Source organism: Pseudomonas sp. 01L34 (assembly GCF_056400265.1).
Map to the genome: position 1 here is coordinate 202,422 of NZ_JBFTSX010000005.1, position 18,362 is coordinate 220,783.

An 18,362-nucleotide genomic window follows, 5' to 3' on the forward strand; every position below is an offset into this window, starting at 1 on the left:
GATCAATCCAGTAAAGAGAGGGTGACAGGCGTCAGGTGATTGTCTTCGACCCGCACTTGCAGTTCGCCATCGCCGAGTTTGGCTTTCAGGCGCTGGCCGGTGTGGGTTTGCGCGGCGCTGCGGATCGCGTTGCCGCGCTCGTCCAGCAGAATGCTGTAGCCACGAGCGAGGGTCGCCAACGGGCTGACCACATGCAGCGTCTGCATCTGACTTTGCAGTTGCAGGCGACGGGATTTAAGCCCTTCGCGCATGGCCCGGGGCAGGCGCTCGGCGAGGCTGTCGAGGCGCTGGCGAAGCATCGCCAGTTGTCGCCCGGGATGTTGCCCGGCGAGGCGGGTTTCCAGGCGGATCAAGCGCTCGCGACGGGTGTTGAGGCTACGTTCGAAAGCGCGGCGCAGGCGCATGTCCAGATCATCCAGGCGTTGCGCTTGCTGACGCAGGCGTTCGCCGGGATGGCGCAAGCGGCGAGAGATGCCTTCCAGACGCAGCCGATCGCGCATCAAGCGGTCACGCATGCGCATCACCAGTCGTCGGTGCAGGCTTTCGACCCGACGCACCAGATCGCTGGAGTCAGGCGCCAGCAGTTCGGCGGCGGCGGACGGAGTCGGGGCACGAACGTCGGCGACGAAGTCACTGATCGATACGTCGGTTTCATGGCCGACGGCGCTGACGATCGGCGTCACACAGGCGTCCACGGCGCGGGCCACGGCTTCTTCGTTGAAACACCAGAGGTCTTCCAGCGAGCCGCCGCCACGGGCCAGGATCAACGCATCGAAACCACGGGCGTCCGCCAGTTTCAGCGCGCGGACAATTTGCGCGGTGGCTTCGCGACCTTGTACGGCGGTAGGGATCAGCGTCAGTTGCACCTGCGGCGCACGGCGGCGGAACACACTGATGATGTCGCGGATCACCGCGCCGGTGGGTGAACTGATGATGCCGATGCGTTGCGGGTGCGCCGGCAGCGGCACTTTGCGTTCGGCACTGAACAGGCCTTCGGCGCTGAGTTTTTCCTTCAAAGCATCGAAGGCCAGGCGCAGGGCACCGTCACCAGCCGGCTCCACGGTGTCGAGAATCAGTTGGTAGTCACCACGGCCTTCAAACAGCGAAACCTTGCCACGAACCTTGACCGCCAGGCCGTCCTTCAGCGCCTGGCGAACCCGTGCCGCGTTCTGCCGGAACAGTGCGCAACGCACCTGGGCGCCGCTGTCCTTGAGGGTGAAATACACATGGCCGGACGCCGGGCGGGCGAGGTTGGAGATTTCGCCTTCGACCCAGATGTTGCTGAACACGTCTTCGAGCAACACCCGCGCGCGGCCGTTGAGCTGGCTGACAGTCAGGACTTCCCGGTCCAGGCCGAGTCTTGCAAAGGGATCTTTAATCATGGGGCGCAGTTTAAAGGCATTCGGCGATCAATCTCCATGAGCCAGTGTAAATCCCTTGTGGGAGCAGGCTTTGCTACGGCAGCCGGGTGAAGTGTTCAACGAATTGCTGAACCAGCGCGGTGGGATCTTGCCGGTAGGCGAGGGCGACGGTGCTGTGGCAATCCGGATCGGCTAACGAAAGAAAATGGATATCCGGCGGCGCGATGTCTTGCATCGACTCGGGTAACAGCGCGATGCCGAACCCGGCCTGGATCAATTGCAGTTGCGTGGTTTTGCGCGACACCACCCGAGCCGCTCGGGGAAAGAACCCTTGGCGCATGCACAACTCGGCAGATAGATAGCTCAGGCCGCCACGCTGTGGATGAGGGATGGAAATAAAAGCTTCATCCTTCAACTGTGCCAGATCGATGCCGTGCGTGGACTTATCCACAGCCAGCCGATGATTCGGCGGCACCGCCAGCAACAGACGCTCGCTGTACAGCGGAACAATTCGCACCCCTTCACGCTGACGCAGCACCGGCAGGCGCAACAGACCCACATCGAGGCGACCTTCGGCCAACTCTTCCAGTTGTGCCTCGGAGGACAGCTTGACGATGTCCATCGACACACCGGCATGCAGATCCAGATAAACGCTGATCCCGCGCAGCAGTCGACCACTCATGGGCACGGTGCTTGAGTGGCTCAAGCGCACGACGCCCAGTTGACCAGTGCCCACTTGAGTGGCCATTTCGCTGGCCTTGGTCAGTTCGCTCAGCAGGTTTCTGGCCCGAGGCAAAAAGGCTTCACCCGCTGCCGTCAGGCGGGGCTGGCGGGCGGTTCGTTCGAACAGCGGCGTTTGCAGGCGGGTTTCCATGTCCTTGATCTGTCGGCTCAAGGCTGACTGAGCAATAAACAGTCGTTCGGCCGCTGCGCTGAAGCTGCCGCTCTCGGCGATTTCCACGAAGTAACGCAATTGGCGGGTTGAAAGCACCAGATATGCCTTTTTGAGATGGGTGATCGATTTTTAAGATATTAGTCGCAACGCCCGGCGCTGGCTAAAGTCATCACAGGAATAAAAGGAAGCCGTGTCGATGAATGTGCTGGAGTTGTTGAGCCAATGGCCGTGGGGTGTGGTGGATTGGTTGGTGATCGGATTGGGTGTTGCCCTGGCTTACATCGTGTTCGGCATTGCCGGTTTTGGCACCGCGCTGGTGGCGGGGCCGATTCTGATTCTGTTCATGCCACTGTCGAAAATCGTGCCGCTGCTGGTGCTGCTGGATTTCGTCGCCGCGTTCGGCAATCTGCTGCCCTCGCGCCGAGATGTAGAGCGGTCCGAATTGCTGCGACTGCTGCCGTGCATGGCGGTGGGTTGCACGTTGGGGGTGATTTTTCTGCTGAACCTGAAATCCGATGTATTGCTGCTGTTGATGGGGCTGTTTATCAGCACCTATGCGATTTACAGCCTGTGGATTAAAACCCGTCCGAGGCAATTGTCCGCGGGTTGGGCGGTGCCGATGGGCACGGTGGGCGGGATGTTCGGGGCGCTGTTTGGCAGTGGTGGTTTTTTGTATGCGATCTATTTGAACAGTCGGTTGCCCAAGGACGAGGCCCGGGCCACCCAGAGTGCATTGATCAGTTGCAGCACCGTGGTGCGTTTGAGCCTGTTTGCCGTCGCCGGTGTGTATGCCGAGCTACCCTTGTTGGTATTGGCGCTGTGTTTGTTGCCGGCGATGGCGCTGGGGCTGTGGATCGGTCGGCGATTGATCATGAAGTTGTCCCGCGAGGCTTTCGTGCGGTTGGTGACCTGGCTGGTGCTGGCCAGCGGGATTGCCTTGATCGGGCGTTATTTGAGCACTTGACCAGATTTCGTCAGGGATTAAGCTGCCGGCCGCCCTGACAATCGGCGCACCGCAGCAACATCCATTTGACGCAGTAGGCTTGCACCATGAATTCGCAAAGCATCATTGTCCCGAAAATCTCCACACTGCCGGTACACGAACCCCGGGCCCGGGCGGTCGTGCGGTGGTTGGTGCGCAAGAACATCATTAAAGAAGAGCTGACCACCTGTGGCCGCACCGGCAATCATATGGCCCACGCCATCGCCGACGGCGCCCGCGCCGTGGTCCTGCATCCTGAAGCGCTGCCATTCGGCGAGCCGATCAATGGGCTGGAGGTCATCACCAAGCGTTGCATCTATACACCGGCCAAGGGTTTTCTCGAAGAAGCCGGCTGCGCCGAGTGCCGCAAGGAGATCGGCGAAGCGCTGTTCGAAAGCCTGGAAGACTGGATGCCGGGGCGCACCGATAACTTCACTTGCCCTGAGTGCGGGCATGAAGACGACATCAACGGCTTTCTGTTTTTGCAGGAATGCGGCTTTTCCAACCTGGGGTTCATCTTCAACAATTGGCTCGAGGCCGGGTTCAAGCAGGACTTTATCGATGAGTTTGCCGATTGGTTGGATCAGCCCGTGAGTTGGGTCAAAGTCGAACTCTAAATGCCGGCGTTGGTCCCCTATGGGGGACAATGTTTCTCCGTATGTCAGTAATGCCAATAATAGACAGAGTTTTACATTGAACCCGAGGGGGTGTCTGACTATAATGGCGCGCTTCCATTTTCCCGCTCGGGAGCCCCCGCGATGCTGCGTATCAGCCAAGAAGCTCTGACATTCGACGACATTCTCCTAGTGCCCGGTTATTCCGAGGTGCTTCCTAACGAAGTCAGTCTCAAGACCCGCCTTACCCGTGGCATCGAGCTGAATATTCCACTGGTTTCCGCCGCTATGGACACCGTTACTGAAGCCCGTCTGGCAATCGCCATGGCTCAGGAAGGTGGCATCGGCATCATCCACAAGAACATGACCATCGAGCAGCAAGCTGCCGAAGTGCGCAAGGTCAAGCGTTACGAAGCCGGTGTGGTCAAGGACCCGATCACCATCGAGGCCGATGCCACGGTGCGTGAACTGTTCGAACTGACCCGCCTGCACAACATCTCCGGCGTTCCGGTACTGCACGATGGCGACCTGGTCGGCATCGTCACTTCCCGTGACGTGCGTTTCGAAAACCGCATGGACGTCAGCGTCCGTGAAGTGATGACGCCTAAAGAGCGTCTGGTCACGGTCAAGGAAGGCGCCAACAAGAACGATGTGCGTGAATTGCTGCACAAGCACCGTATCGAGCGCGTGCTGATCGTCGACGACAAATTTGCCCTCAAAGGCATGATGACCGTCAACGACATCGAAAAAGCCAAGGCTTATCCGCTGGCCAGCAAGGACGATCAAGGTCGTCTGCGCGTTGGCGCTGCAGTCGGTACCGGTAAAGACACCGGTGACCGTGTAGCTGCCCTGGTCCATGCTGGTGTTGACGTGGTGGTGGTCGACACTGCCCACGGTCACTCCAAAGGTGTGATCGACCGCGTTCGCTGGGTCAAGCAGAACTTCCCTGAAGTGCAGGTCATCGGCGGCAACATCGCCACCGGCGCTGCCGCCAAGGCCCTGGCCGAAGCCGGCGCTGACGCAGTCAAGGTCGGTATCGGCCCAGGCTCGATCTGCACCACCCGTATCGTCGCCGGTGTCGGCGTCCCGCAAATCAGTGCCATCGCCAACGTTGCCGCTGCCCTTGAAGGCACCGGTGTTCCGTTGATCGCCGACGGCGGCATCCGTTTCTCCGGTGACCTGTCCAAGGCCATCGTAGCCGGTGCCTCCTGCGTGATGATGGGCTCGATGTTCGCCGGTACCGAAGAAGCGCCAGGCGAGATCGAACTGTTCCAGGGCCGTTCGTACAAGGCTTATCGCGGCATGGGTTCGCTGGGCGCCATGTCCCAGGCTCAAGGTTCCTCCGACCGTTACTTCCAGGACTCCTCCGCGGGTGCCGAGAAGCTGGTTCCGGAAGGTATCGAAGGGCGTGTTCCTTACAAGGGCACCCTGAGCGCCATCATCCATCAACTGATGGGCGGCCTGCGTTCCTCGATGGGCTACACCGGTAGCGCCGACATCGAAGAAATGCGCACCAAGCCTGAGTTCGTGCGGATCACCGGTGCTGGCATGGCCGAGTCCCACGTCCACGACGTACAGATCACCAAAGAAGCGCCAAACTACCGCGTAGGTTGAGGCTTCAAGCAAATCGTTAAGCAACCGGGGCTGTTCTATTCAGCCCCGAGTTGTTTCTGAATCACGACTGTTTCTGAATTACTTAGACGAGACTGAATCATGGCCCTCGACATTCACGCTCACCGCATCCTGATCCTCGACTTCGGATCCCAGTACACCCAACTGATCGCCCGCCGCGTGCGTGAAATTGGCGTTTACTGTGAACTGCATCCGTTCGACATGGACGAGGAAGCCATTCGCGAATTCGCTCCAAAAGGTGTGATCCTCGCCGGCGGCCCCGAGTCCGTGCACGAAGCCGACAGCCCTCGCTGCCCGCAAGCGGTGTTTGACCTGGGCGTGCCAGTCTTCGGTATCTGCTATGGCATGCAGACCATGGCCGAGCAACTGGGCGGCAAGGTTGAAGGTTCCGACCTGCGTGAGTTCGGTTACGCCCGTGTCGATGTGGTCGGCAAGAGCCGCCTGCTCGACGGCATCGAAGACCATATCGACGCCGATGGCCTGTTCGGCCTCGACGTATGGATGAGCCACGGTGACAAGGTCACCAAGATGCCGGAAGACTTCCACATCCTGGCCAGCACCCCGAGCTGCCCGATCGCCGGCATGTTCAACGATGACCGTGCCTACTACGGCGTGCAGTTCCACCCGGAAGTGACCCACACCAAGCAGGGCGGTCGCATCCTGTCGCGCTTCATCCTCGACATCTGTGGCTGTGAAGCCCTGTGGACGCCGTCGAAGATTGCCGAAGATGCCATCGCCCAGGTCCGTGCCCAGGTTGGCACCGACAACGTACTGCTCGGCCTGTCCGGCGGCGTGGACTCCTCGGTGGTTGCCGCGCTGCTGCACAAGGCCATTGGCGATCAGCTGACCTGCGTGTTCGTCGACAACGGCCTGCTGCGTCTGCACGAAGGCGAGCAAGTGATGGCCATGTTCGCCGAGAACATGGGCGTCAAAGTGATCCGCGCCAACGCCGAGGACCAATTCCTCAACAACTTGGCTGGCGAGTCCGATCCAGAGAAGAAGCGCAAGATCATCGGCCGTACCTTCATCGACGTGTTCGATGCCGAATCCTGCAAGCTGGACAACATCAAGTACCTAGCCCAGGGCACCATCTACCCGGACGTGATCGAGTCGGCTGGCGCGAAAAGCGGCAAGGCGCACGTGATCAAGTCGCACCACAACGTGGGTGGCCTGCCGGAAGAAATGAACCTCAAGCTGGTTGAACCGCTGCGCGAGCTGTTCAAGGACGAAGTCCGTCGTCTGGGCCTGGAACTCGGCCTGCCGTACGACATGGTCTACCGTCACCCGTTCCCGGGGCCGGGCCTGGGCGTGCGGATCCTCGGTGAAGTGAAGAAGGAATACGCCGACCTGCTGCGTCGTGCCGACCACATCTTCATCGAAGAACTGCGCAAGGCCGACTGGTACCACAAGGTCAGCCAGGCGTTCGTGGTGTTCCAGCCGGTGAAATCGGTTGGCGTTGTCGGCGATGGCCGTCGTTACGCCTGGGTCGTTGCCCTGCGTGCCGTGGAAACCATCGACTTCATGACCGCGCGTTGGGCACACCTGCCTTACGAACTGCTGGAAACCGTCAGCGGCCGGATTATCAATGAAATCGAAGGCATCTCCCGCGTTACTTACGACGTGTCGAGCAAGCCGCCAGCGACGATTGAGTGGGAGTGAGTCAGCTTTCTAGCTCATTGATTCTATCGGGATAAAAGAATGCCATTGGTGATTGCGACTGCATCATCAATGGCATTTTTCATAGCATGACATGAGCGCCAAGCGGAGGCGTCGTCGGTGCTATGTCCGACCATAGAAGGGGGGCATGGTATCCTCTGCTTCGCATCGTAATCACTTCTTGCTGATACCATTTCCCGCTGCCATTGTGACATGCAGTGCAAGCACCATGATCGTGTCCCAGGAAGTGGTGTAACTGAACCAACCGAAGCCTCTTCGCGGCTCGCCTTAATTCAGGCGTTGATACCCTCTCGTAGCTTATCGGCAATTTCACGAATGACGGCAATGGGGTGATTCTGTTGAAAAAGTCAGCCTTGATTTCGATTGCAGAAAGTACGCGTCTGAGATTGAAATCCTGAATCTTCGCTGAGGTTTTCGGGCTGAGATTTCACGTACCAGCGAGCTAAAACGGCGCTTCCACCGATCAATGTACCGGCATTTTTGGAAAACCGACTTTTTCAACAGAATCGGGTGGAAGCTGGCAGCGGATATGCATCAGGCTACTTTGAGCGAAGCGGCCCCAGCAACGCCAACTCAGTTGCACCGGCGATCTGATCGGCGAATGTCGCGCTTTCAACTGCTCGCGCGAGCGTGACTCCCCCCGTCAGTAAAGCCAAGGCCGCGCAAGCGGTGTCAACGTCCTGCGGCGCGTGCGGAGATGCAGGGCCATCGACGACTGCTTGTGCAATTTCGAGCAACGCGATTTCGAATGCCGCTCGTGACTCCTGATCGGAGCGAGCCACTTCAGTCGGCATCGTCTGCAGCGTGCAGCCTTCTGACAGGTCGCAGGTTCGCTTTACGCTGAGATAGAACCGCACGAACTCTGGCCACCAGGTGTGCCCATGCTTTGCTTGGAAGTAGAGGATGCCCCCTCGGAGATCATCCATCCCATGTCTCAGCGCCTCACGGAAGGCATCGCCCTTGGAGCTAAAGTGGACGTAGAACGCACCAGACGTGACGCCTGCCTCCTTGGCCAGCGCGTCGACTCCTGTTCCCGCGTATCCGCCTTTGCGAAACGCACGTCCCGATCCTTCAAGAATGCGTTGACGTGTGCGCGCCTTCTGTTCAGCTCGTGACATTGAAGCCTCTGGGTAGGTCAGCAAAACCGTATTTTAGTTGACCGAGTAACGTTCGCTATCTAAAATCACATCACGATCGTTATGTTGATTATTGATAGACGGGAAAGTTGCCGGTGACGCCGCAACCACCTGACTCGAGGAATCTCATGCCACTCACGCTCACTCTCACAGAAGGCGTTCTCCCCAAGGGGCAAGAATGCATAGCTTTTGCCCGACTCTCGGATGCCATGATCAAATGGCACGGGTTAACCGGGAACGCGGCTATCGCGCCGAATATTGTCGGTTCAATCAACGTCTTGCCAAAGGAACATACGTTCTCTGGGTCGAAACAGGCGTCTGTTGTATTCATCGAGTGGAAAGTTCCGGCCTTCGCATTTAACAGCCGCGAAATTCAGCAGGGATACATCGAAGAGGCCACCGACATCATTCATTTGATGTCGGGCGAAAAGCAGCCCAGGGAACGAATCTGGGTCAACGTGGTTCACGCAGTGGACGGCGCTTGGGGAGTTGGCGGTGTGGCGTTGACTAACGCACAACTCGCCGGCTAAGTCGCCGAGCTCGCAGTTGAAATAGTGGCAAGGAGAGTCTTATCGCCCCTTCTTGTCTTTCTATATGGAGCACTCGATGCTGCTTTCGAACTACTTATTTTTTACTGATAACTGTGAAGAAGCCCTGTACTTCTATGAAGCATGCGGACTCGGCAGAATTGTCGAAATTCTGCGGTACGGCGCAGACGAAATGCCCCTAAAGAGCGAGGCAATGCGCGGAAAAGTCATGCACGCCAGGTTCGAGGGAGATGGTGTTGCCTTCTACGCTTCTGACAATGATGACGCCGAGCCCATGAGAGGATCGGCGCACCATCTGGCAATGATCGATAGGCAATCGACGGATCGGCTGTTCAGCGCGCTGGGATCGGGGGGGCTGGTGACGACTGCGCTCGGTATGCAGCCGTGGGGCGACTATTACGGAAAGCTGACCGATCGGTTCGGCGTCCAATGGATGCTGAACTGCCACCAGCCGTCTCAAGAATAATTGTCCGTTGAAGTACTTCCCGATCTGTGGCGAACACTCGCAGATGCGAAAACAGGGCTTGGGCGTATCACAACGGCAGAGCAGATCATCATGCGCAAGGCAGGGGAGAAATCCTGGCTGACGCAATTCGCCTTCGCCGAGCGTATCGAAAACCTTGTGGCGAGTTGCGCGATTGGGAGCAAGACCGGTTCGCATCCCTAGGGGGGGTGTGCCTGTTTCCGCTGACCATCAAACACCCCCGAGTTGTCCCAAGAGTAGAGTGCCGCATGAAATTTGCTGAGCGTGGTACTTTTCACGGCATCAAATACAGTGACATCTGCAGGTAGTTGTCGCATAACGACTTTTTTCACTTATTGATGATTGAGTGGGAATGATCCCGATCTGACTGATCGTCCGTAATAACCGAAAGGCCCCGTGAATGTGAATTCACGGGGCCTTTTGGGTATCGCGTTACGGTGTATTCCTACACTGGCAAGCGTCCTTCGAGCTTCATGCCCATGCGGGTGAGTGCGTGCGAAAGATCGACCAGGCTGGGGTAAGGTTTTTGATGGACGTCGGTCCAGGCGGGGCGATTGACCAGGTATTGCCCATCGGCCGTTCGTTCAACCAGGGTTTCTGTGATCAGATTGGTTCTGCTGCGATGGATCAAAGTCCAGGTTCCATCAGACTCCTTGAAGGTGAACATTCCCTGGCGGAACAGGAGGCGAGCGATTTCGTCCGGCGTTCGTTGCAGCATGGGCATCGGCACTTGCAGGTTGATATCGGCATACAAGGTGTCGAACTCTCCATGAAAGTTGACAGGCGGTGGGCTGGCATTGCGACCCACCTCGACGCCGTGGTCTATCTCTATATGCAGGCTGCGTTCTGGAAGCACCTCCTCAATACGCAAGCCGATACCGCCGTTCATTTCACTGATGCCGGCAATACCTCTGAAGGTATTGGTGTTTTCCTGGCCCGTCAGAACCACCCATTTACCTGATCTGCCAAGCGCTTCATTGGCACGCATGATTGTGGTGGTGAGGTAGTTTTTAATGGATTGTTCCTGAACGTCAATCAAGGGCGATGCTGGATAGCGGTAGCTTGCCAGGCAGTCGGTCGCCTGGATCCGGATACCGTTCTCGCGAGCCGCCTTGACGACCTCGAGTGGGGTGAACCGCCCGGCAGGATCGCTTTGGAGCTGTTTCAGATACTTTTCGAGCATGCCGTCCATTTCTGCACCTCTGAGGAAAGTATTCAGGTCGAATTGATTGAAATCGTTGAGCAAGCGATGCATATAGATCGTCTTGACGCCTTGCCTGGCCAACGTCTGCATGTTCTCGATCAGGAACCGCATGCTGGCAATACGATCCTGGCTTTCTCCAATCACCAACCCCGGTGAAGCATCGAAGATGTTCTGAATGAGTTCCGGAACAGTCATGGACGGCGTGATGACGGGCTGTACCGGACGTGCCGGTAATGAGGCAAAGAAGTTTTCCTTGGAAAGGAGGGCGCGAGTATCTTTCAACAGGGCGGCGCGATGTCCTGCGACGAACTCTTCATAGGGTGTCACCCCTTGTATGCGTCCGTTGGGAAGGTTGATTATTTTTATGTGCGTTTCTTTCTTACCTAGCCCCAGGAAGTTGAGCGACCGCCCATTGGAGGTGTCGTACTTCGTCGAGGGCACGCTAAATGATTCCGGTGGTCGGACATGGTCGGGAAACCGGGAAGGACCCGGAACAGCGGCGAGGTCGTCGTTGCCACCACCCTTCAAACCGGATTTGGGCGTCAACTCCCACTCGCCATCGGCGTTCAAACGCACGGGGATCGATCCTGAGGACGCGTGAGGGTTTGCCGGGTCGATGATGGCCCAGGTGCCACCGCCGTTGATGTCGGTTTCGTAACGCACGTAATAGGCTGCGTCGTTCATCATGATGGCAGTCGAGGGGTTGGAGTTGAGCGAGTAGATGCCCTGGAACTTGCCGCTGGTGGCAAGTGGTGCCTCACTTTCCAGAATCTCGTTACTTTGCCAGTGCTCCGGTACTCCAAGGTCCTGTGCCGGCACCGGTTTCAGGGGGATGAACTCTGGAAGTTGAGTGGTTGCGCGCCCTGAACCGTCGGACAACTCCTGTTCTTGCGTACCGATCGGTTCGGCAGGATTGTTGGCCTCCCGCAGCCTGGCCATTTCGGCGGCTTCGGTGGCCTCGGCCGAAGCGCCGACCTCTTCCAGAACATCGACCTCCTTGAGCAGCGGAAGGTTGAACAGAAGGTTGATTCCAGCCAGTACGGCGCCTTTTACGCCGGCCTTGCGCTCCGCCACCGTTTTGCCGTTCACGGCCTTGTCGATGTTCAAGCCCATTGAAGCGATGCTGGCGCCAATCACCGGCAGTGCAATCGGCCAGCCGAGCAGCGCCAGCGGCCCGAAGACGTGCAGGCCGGCGCTCAGGTAACCCAGCCACATGCCTTTACGCAGTTGTCCGTTGGTCACCAGAGACAGATCAGCCTCTTGCGACATTGCGCTCTGCACATTACGGCTCAACCAGGAAAACGCGTCACCGCTGATGGTGATGTTTTTTTGATTGATCAGATGGTGATCGTATTTGCCCCACGTACCCACCAATTGGTTCATCAGGGGCGTAATGTTGTCGTGGATCTCCTGACGCACCGACAGCGGGAAGTGGGTCATGAATTCGGTATAACGCGCGTCATCATTCATTTGCAGCAGGATCCACCAATGCATGTCCGTCAACGTCGGGTGCACGTGAAACGCTTCTGTGGCCCCCGGGACATAGGTGATTTGCCGTCCGCTACCGTCATCGATACGCAGAATATCCGTGGCGACATGCCCGGCGACGTCCAGGGCGCACACCCGCAGATCTGCTGGTGCAGAGGTTTGCGCACGCAAGGTCTCCAGGGAGATCGGCCAGCATTTGTCAGCGGCGACGGCCCGGATGACGGTTTGGAACTCTTCCTCCTGCAGCGTACCGTTTTCCCGCGCCTCGATGGCTTTACTCAGATAGTTGCATTTCGCCAAGGTCCGGTAGTCATCGAAATGCGCGCTCCAGTAGGCGTTCAGCTTGTCCCGGTAACGGTCACTGAAGGTCTCGTGCCAGAAATCCTTGAGCACTGCGCTGGGGTACATCCGGACTTCGTTTGTTTCGTTGTAAATGCTGGCGGTTGCGTCGGCGGTGTAAAACCCGCCGTAACAGTCTAACTGATCGAAATAGTCCTGATCCGTGACGTAGTACCGATGAATCACCAGCTGCGTCAGGGTCATTGACTGACTGGGTTTAGGGTAGTGCTCCCAACCCAGGAAGGCCTGGGTACTGCTGGCCGTGACATTGCCAAAGCGATGCCACCAGACCTGATCCGGGTCCAGGCCGGTAATGCCGTGTTTTTTCAGGATTTCGGTGGCCATCACATGGGCTTCTTCGTGCAAATCGGGACAGGCAGTCACGATGACGGGCGCGATGGTCAGAAGGTGTTGTTTGTCTGCGGTATCGGGCAGCGTTTCACTTGTTTGATCGGTAGGCATGTTCTCGCTCCTTGAGAAATGGGCTGAGAGGATTGACCATTTGCTCAAGGGAAGTGCACTACATAGTTATGTACAAACACGATTCCGGAACGTGTAGGGTCAGCGCCGTGCCACATCCGAAAAGTAGAACTTGTCGAGGGTATGCCGCGATTCGGTGTACTCGAACTGGCGACCGTCTTGCAGGAACGTCTGGTTACTGACCACGATCACATGGCTCTGGCCGTCGAGGTCCAGGTGTTGCTGGTCATCCTTGCTCCGGGGCACCGCTTCGATGGTGCGTTGGGCGTAAGCGATTTGCAGTTGCAGGGTCTGTTCGATGAAGGCGTAGATCGACTGCTCGGCAATGTCGCGGGTCAGGCCGGGAATCACGTCGCTGACGAAATGGTTGATGTCAAGGATCACGCGTTTGCCGTCGATCCGCCGCACGCGCTTGATCCGCGTGATCAGGCTGCCTTCAGCCGCCTTGATGTGTTCGAGCAGCGGGCCTTCGAGGGGAATCTGGGTGAATTCGACCACTTCGGTGCTGACGTCGTTGCCCAGTCGCGGGTAGGTTTCCTGGAAGCTGACGATGCCGCCGAGCTGAAACTCGATCGGGTTGGTGGACAGCACGAAGGTGCCTTTGCCGTGGACTTTCTGGGCGAAACCGCGCTCCTGCAATTGCTCGATGGCCTTGCGCACGGTGCCGCGACTGGCTTGATAGCTGTCCATCAGTTCGGTTTCGGAAGGCAATCGGGCGCCGCGTTCCAGACGTTCGGTGGTAATGCTGGCAAGCAGATCGCTGTAGATCTGGTTGTATTTACTCATGGGGATGGCTCTGTGCCGCGTTGTGCTCAAGGTTTTGAACCTTAAGGGCAGGGTAGGGGTTTGTCCATGCGGCTTTGGGTTTCTTTGACTTAGGGGGTAGGAAATATCGCCGCCTGTCGGGTTCAGGATAAACAAAATCAAACTCGTACAGACGAGTTGTTGCTTTAACTCGTACAGACGAGTATTTTTCGCTTCGGCGTGCTGCCAATAACAAAAAACTACAGCGGAAGAACAAGCATGAGCCATGACTATCCGAACATCGTCACCGAGCTGCTGCACAGCCTCGGTGGCAGCGACAACCTCGAGCAGGCCGCGCACTGTGTCACACGGCTGCGCCTGGCCCTCAAGGACCCGAGCCTGGTCAACAGCGCCACGCTGAATCAGATTGATCTTGTGAAAGGTTCGTTCTTCACCGGTGGCCTGTTCCAGGTGGTCATCGGCCCCGGCGAAGTTGAAAAGGTGTACGCCGAACTGCGCCGTCAAACCGGTCTGGCGGCTGCAACCATCGCCGACGTTAAACAAAAAAGCGCCGACAAGATCAACGCCATGCAGCGACTGGTGCGGGTGTTTTCCGACGTATTCATGCCGATTCTCCCGGCGCTGATCATTGCCGGCCTGCTGATGGGCATCAACAACCTGATCGGCGCCAAGGGCATGTTCATCGAGGGCAAGACCCTGCTGGACGCCTATCCGACGCTGGACGGGCTCTGGAGCCTGATCAACCTGATGGCCAACACGTCCTTCGTGTTCCTCCCGGCGCTGGTGGGCTGGTCGGCGGCCAAGCGCTTTGGTGGCAGCGAAATCCTTGGCATCGTGCTCGGCCTGATGCTGGTGCATCCGGACCTGCTCAACGCCTGGAACTACGGCAAGGCGGTGGCCGGGCTTGAGGGGCAGAGCTTGCCGTACTTCGACATCCTCGGTGTGTTCCAGATCGAGAAAGTCGGTTATCAGGGCCAGATCCTGCCGATCCTGCTGGCGGCCTATGTGATGAGCGTCATCGAAAAGTGGTTGCGGGCACGGGTGCCGAACGCCATTCAACTGCTGGTGGTGCCGATCACCACCATCGTCGTCACCGGTGTGCTGGCGCTGGCGGTAATTGGTCCGGTGACCCGCCATCTGGGGATTCTCATCACTGAAGGCGTGGTCACCCTGTTCGACCTGGCGCCGATGGTTGGCGGGGCGATTTTCGGCCTGCTCTACGCACCGCTGGTGATCACTGGCATGCACCACATGTTTCTGGCGGTCGACTTGCAACTGATCTCCACCCAGGGTGGCACGTTCATCTGGCCGATGATCGTCATGTCCAACCTCGCCCAGGGCAGCGCGGCATTGGGGGTGTTCTACATGACCCGCAGTGTGCGGGACAAAAGCATGGCCTCGACCTCGGCGATTTCCGCCTACTTCGGCATCACCGAACCGGCCATGTTCGGGGTCAACCTGCGCTACAAGTTTCCGTTCTATGCGGCCCTGATCGGTTCCGCCCTGGGCTGCATTTTCCTGTCGCTGAACAAGGTCCAGGCCTCGGTGATCGGCGTTGGCGGCTTGCCCGGTTTCATCTCGATCATCCCGCAGTTCATTCCGATGTTCGTGGTCGGGATGGTGATTGCCATGGTCGTGCCGTTTGTTTTGACCTGCGGGTTGAGCATGAAGATTGTCCGGCCCGGGTATCGGGTCGCCTGATAGATCGCATTCGCCAGTACCTATTCAAAAAGGAATCCGCCATGCAAGACTGGCAACGTTCGGTGATCTACCAGATCTATCCGAAGAGTTTTCACAGCCACGCCGGCAACCCCACGGGGGATTTGCTCGGCGTCGTGGCCAAGCTCGATTACCTGCACTGGCTGGGTGTCGATTGCCTGTGGATTACGCCGTTCCTGCGTTCGCCCCAGCGTGACAACGGTTACGACATCAGCGATTACTACGCCATCGACCCGAGTTACGGGACCATGGCTGACTGCGAGTTGCTGATTGCCGAAGCCGCCAAGCGCGGGATCAAGCTGATGCTCGACATCGTGGTCAACCACACCTCGATCGAACACACCTGGTTCCAGCAGGCCCGAAGCAGCCTCGATAGCCCTTACCGCGACTTCTATATCTGGCGCGACCAGCCGAACAACTGGGAATCCAAGTTCGGCGGTTCGGCTTGGGAGTACGAAGCCCAGACCGGTCAGTATTACCTGCACTTGTTCGACCACACGCAGGCCGACCTGAACTGGGACAACCCCAGGGTGCGCGCTGAAGTCTTCAAGATGATGCGGTTCTGGCGCGACAAAGGCGTGGGCGGTTTCCGTCTGGATGTGATCAACCTGATTTCCAAACCGGCGGATTTCCCTGAGGACAACACTGACGGTCGACGCTTTTACACCGATGGCCCGAACGTCCACGAGTACTTGCAGCAGATGCACCGCGAAGTGTTCGAAGGTCATGACCTGATCAACGTCGGCGAGATGTCGTCCACCAGTCTGGAACACTGCATTCGCTACTCGCGGCCGGAGTCGAAAGAGCTGTCGATGACCTTCAACTTTCATCACTTGAAGGTTGATTACCCGAACCTGCAAAAGTGGATTCGCGCCGATTTCGATTTCCTCGAACTCAAGCGCATCCTCTCCGACTGGCAGACCGGCATGCAGGCCGGCGGTGGCTGGAACGCGCTGTTCTGGTGTAACCACGACCAGCCGCGGGTGGTGTCGCGGTTTGGTGATGACGGCGAGCATCGGGTGGTGTCGGCGAAGATGCTCGGTACCGCGCTACATTTCCTCCAGGGCACGCCGTTTGTGTATCAAGGTGAAGAGCTGGGCATGACCAATCCGGGGTTCGATCACATCGATCAGTACCGCGATGTCGAGACTCTGAACATCTTCCGGCTCAAGCGCGAGGCCGGTGCCAGCGACGCCGACAACATGGCGGCGATCATGCAGAAGTCCCGGGACAACAGTCGCACGCCGATGCACTGGAGCGCCGAGCCGAACGCCGGTTTCAGCGCTGTCGAACCGTGGATCGGGGTGCCGGCCAATGCCGCGCAAATCAACGTCGCCCACCAACTCGACGACCCGGATTCGGTGCTGCATCACTACCGTCTGCTGATTGCCCTGCGCCGCAGTGAAGCGCTGATGTCCGATGGTGTGTACCGGCAGTTGTTGCCTGAACACACGCAAATCTGGGCGTACGTGCGTGAAGGCAATGGTGAGCGCTTGCTGGTGTTGAATAACTTTTATGGCACGCCGTGCGAAGTTGAACTGCCGTCGGAGGTGATCAGCGAAGCGATGGCACAACGTCTGGTGATCAGCAATTACCCGGACTGTCCGCCACGACATCGGCAGGTCTTTTTACGGCCCTATGAGTCGTTCGTTCTGCACCTGACCAACATTTAAAAACACTGTTTCAAACAACACGCAGAACACTGCGCGGGGGAGTTTTGCGCGCCGGTTTTGCTGCATCACACAATAAAAATAATGAGGTGGTTTTTGAAAACAACAATAAATCGCAGTCTTGTAGCGGCGGGCGTGTGCCTGGCATTACCACTGTCAGCCCAGGCGCTGGAATTCGCCGGTTACTTGCGCAGCGGCGTCGGGACCTCGGTTAACAGCGGTAAACAGCAGTGTTTCCAGCTGCCGGGGGCGCAGACCAAATATCGCTTGGGTAACGAATGTGAGCAGTACGCCGAACTTGAATTGCGCCAGGATCTGTACACCCTGGACGATGGTTCGGTGCTCAGCGTCGACGGCATGGCATCGCTGTATAACCAGTACGACAAGGACCTGACGTTCAACGGTGACAACGGCTCGGTGCGCATGCCGCAGCTGTATGCGCAATGGTCGAACATGCCCAGCCTCAATGGTGGTTCGCTGTGGGCCGGTCGGCGTTACTACAAACGTAACGACATCCATATTTCCGACTTCTACTACTGGAACCAGAGCGCCACCGGCGGCGGTATCGAGGACGTGCTGATCGGCGATCTGAAGTACAGCTACGCCTTCTCGCGCAAGGACAACCTGTACCAGAAGGACTACATCAACCGTCACGATTTCAACGTCGCCGGCTTCAACACCAACCCCGGCGGTGAGCTGGAGTTCGGCTTGAGCTACATCGACAAACCCGACAGCCGCGACGCTCACCGTGGCTGGGCGATCACCACCCAGCATGTGCAGAAAGGTTTTCTGGGCGGCAAGAACAAACTGGCCTTTCAGTACGGCGAAGGCCCCGGCACGGGGTTGGGCTATACCGGTAACGTGAAGCTGGACGACAGCAGTAAAAGTTATCGCGTGGTGGAGTTCTTCGACTGGCAAGTGACGCCGCGCTTCGGCGGGCAGGTCGAGGCGGTTTATCAGAAGGACATTCGCCCCGACGGCGCTGACCAGAACTGGATTTCCCTCGGGATTCGCCCGGCCTATGCGATCACCGAGCAAATCAAACTGGTGACCGAGCTGGGCCATGATCAGGTCGAGGCCACAGGCGGCACGCGCAAACTGAGCAAGTTCACCATCGCTCCGACCTGGTCACCCAAGGGCCCGGAATTCTGGGCGCGCCCCGAGGTGCGTCTGTATTACACCTATGCCAGCTGGAACGAGGCGGCCAAACGGGCGGCCAATGAACTGGCGGCAGGTTCGGCGTTGTCCGACACGGGCGCCTTCGGCACCGCGCGACACGGCTCGAACGTCGGATTGCAGGTCGAGTACTGGTGGAAATAAGCGATGCTGTCGGGGCCTCGCGCTCCATCGGCACTTCAAAGAACAAAA

Annotated in this window: 14 protein-coding genes; 9 read left to right on the forward strand and 5 right to left on the reverse strand. The window is 58.1% G+C overall.

Going from position 1 to position 18,362, the window contains the following annotated elements:
• Positions 1 to 2: 2 nt before the first annotated feature.
• Positions 3 to 1,382 (reverse strand): exodeoxyribonuclease VII large subunit, encoded by a 1,380-nt coding sequence (xseA, locus tag AC1DQM_RS16435; protein WP_018927054.1) that lies wholly within the window; start codon positions 1,380 to 1,382, stop codon positions 3 to 5.
• A 73-nt stretch (positions 1,383 to 1,455) separates the two neighbouring features.
• A complete protein-coding gene (locus AC1DQM_RS16440; RefSeq protein ID WP_477746505.1) occupies positions 1,456 to 2,352 on the reverse strand; it encodes a LysR family transcriptional regulator in 897 nt (298 codons plus the stop codon).
• Between the two features lie 100 nt (positions 2,353 to 2,452).
• On the opposite strand from AC1DQM_RS16440, the gene AC1DQM_RS16445 reads away from it, so the two are divergent.
• The 4 genes from AC1DQM_RS16445 (at position 2,453) to guaA (ending at position 7,143) form a co-directional block, all read left to right on the forward strand.
• On the forward strand, positions 2,453 to 3,220 hold the full coding sequence (locus tag AC1DQM_RS16445) for a sulfite exporter TauE/SafE family protein (RefSeq protein WP_477746506.1): 768 nt from the start codon (positions 2,453 to 2,455) through the stop codon (positions 3,218 to 3,220).
• An 86-nt stretch (positions 3,221 to 3,306) separates the two neighbouring features.
• The gene (locus AC1DQM_RS16450) at positions 3,307 to 3,855 is read left to right on the forward strand and encodes a sugar ABC transporter ATPase (RefSeq protein WP_111454295.1); all 549 of its coding nucleotides are present in this window, start codon (positions 3,307 to 3,309) and stop codon (positions 3,853 to 3,855) included.
• 141 nt (positions 3,856 to 3,996) lie between these two features.
• A complete protein-coding gene (guaB, locus tag AC1DQM_RS16455) occupies positions 3,997 to 5,466 on the forward strand; it encodes an IMP dehydrogenase (protein WP_018927050.1) in 1,470 nt (489 codons plus the stop codon).
• A gap of 99 nt (positions 5,467 to 5,565) precedes the next feature.
• A complete protein-coding gene (gene guaA, locus AC1DQM_RS16460) occupies positions 5,566 to 7,143 on the forward strand; it encodes a glutamine-hydrolyzing GMP synthase (protein WP_018927049.1) in 1,578 nt (525 codons plus the stop codon).
• A 557-nt stretch (positions 7,144 to 7,700) separates the two neighbouring features.
• Here the strand turns inward: guaA and AC1DQM_RS16465 are convergent.
• Positions 7,701 to 8,279, reverse strand: a complete 579-nt coding sequence (locus tag AC1DQM_RS16465) for a TetR/AcrR family transcriptional regulator (RefSeq protein ID WP_477746507.1) — start codon at positions 8,277 to 8,279, stop codon at positions 7,701 to 7,703.
• A 146-nt stretch (positions 8,280 to 8,425) separates the two neighbouring features.
• Between AC1DQM_RS16465 and AC1DQM_RS16470 the strand changes: the two genes are divergently transcribed.
• Together AC1DQM_RS16470 and AC1DQM_RS16475 are read left to right on the forward strand one after the other, a co-directional pair.
• Positions 8,426 to 8,827 carry a 4-oxalocrotonate tautomerase gene (locus tag AC1DQM_RS16470; protein ID WP_477746508.1) on the forward strand — a complete coding sequence of 134 codons (402 nt, stop codon included), beginning with the start codon at positions 8,426 to 8,428 and terminating at the stop codon, positions 8,825 to 8,827.
• A gap of 76 nt (positions 8,828 to 8,903) precedes the next feature.
• Positions 8,904 to 9,311, forward strand: coding sequence for a VOC family protein (locus AC1DQM_RS16475; RefSeq protein ID WP_477746509.1), 408 nt, complete (start codon positions 8,904 to 8,906; stop codon positions 9,309 to 9,311).
• A gap of 463 nt (positions 9,312 to 9,774) precedes the next feature.
• Here the strand turns inward: AC1DQM_RS16475 and AC1DQM_RS16480 are convergent, their stop codons facing one another.
• The gene (locus AC1DQM_RS16480; RefSeq protein ID WP_477746510.1) at positions 9,775 to 12,822 is read right to left on the reverse strand and encodes a membrane-targeted effector domain-containing toxin; all 3,048 of its coding nucleotides are present in this window, start codon (positions 12,820 to 12,822) and stop codon (positions 9,775 to 9,777) included.
• A gap of 99 nt (positions 12,823 to 12,921) precedes the next feature.
• Positions 12,922 to 13,626: a trehalose operon repressor gene (treR, locus tag AC1DQM_RS16485; protein WP_111454293.1), complete on the reverse strand. Its 705-nt coding sequence runs from the start codon at positions 13,624 to 13,626 to the stop codon at positions 12,922 to 12,924.
• A 237-nt stretch (positions 13,627 to 13,863) separates the two neighbouring features.
• Between treR and treP the strand changes: the two genes are divergently transcribed.
• The 3 genes from treP (at position 13,864) to AC1DQM_RS16500 (ending at position 18,314) form a co-directional block, all read left to right on the forward strand.
• Complete coding sequence (gene treP / locus AC1DQM_RS16490; RefSeq protein ID WP_477746511.1) at positions 13,864 to 15,306, forward strand: PTS system trehalose-specific EIIBC component; 1,443 nt, start codon at positions 13,864 to 13,866, stop codon at positions 15,304 to 15,306.
• 41 nt (positions 15,307 to 15,347) lie between these two features.
• Positions 15,348 to 16,997: an alpha,alpha-phosphotrehalase gene (gene treC / locus AC1DQM_RS16495; RefSeq protein ID WP_477746512.1), complete on the forward strand. Its 1,650-nt coding sequence runs from the start codon at positions 15,348 to 15,350 to the stop codon at positions 16,995 to 16,997.
• 93 nt (positions 16,998 to 17,090) lie between these two features.
• Positions 17,091 to 18,314, forward strand: coding sequence for a maltoporin (locus AC1DQM_RS16500; RefSeq protein ID WP_086944751.1), 1,224 nt, complete (start codon positions 17,091 to 17,093; stop codon positions 18,312 to 18,314).
• The last annotated feature ends 48 nt before the right edge of the window (positions 18,315 to 18,362 follow it).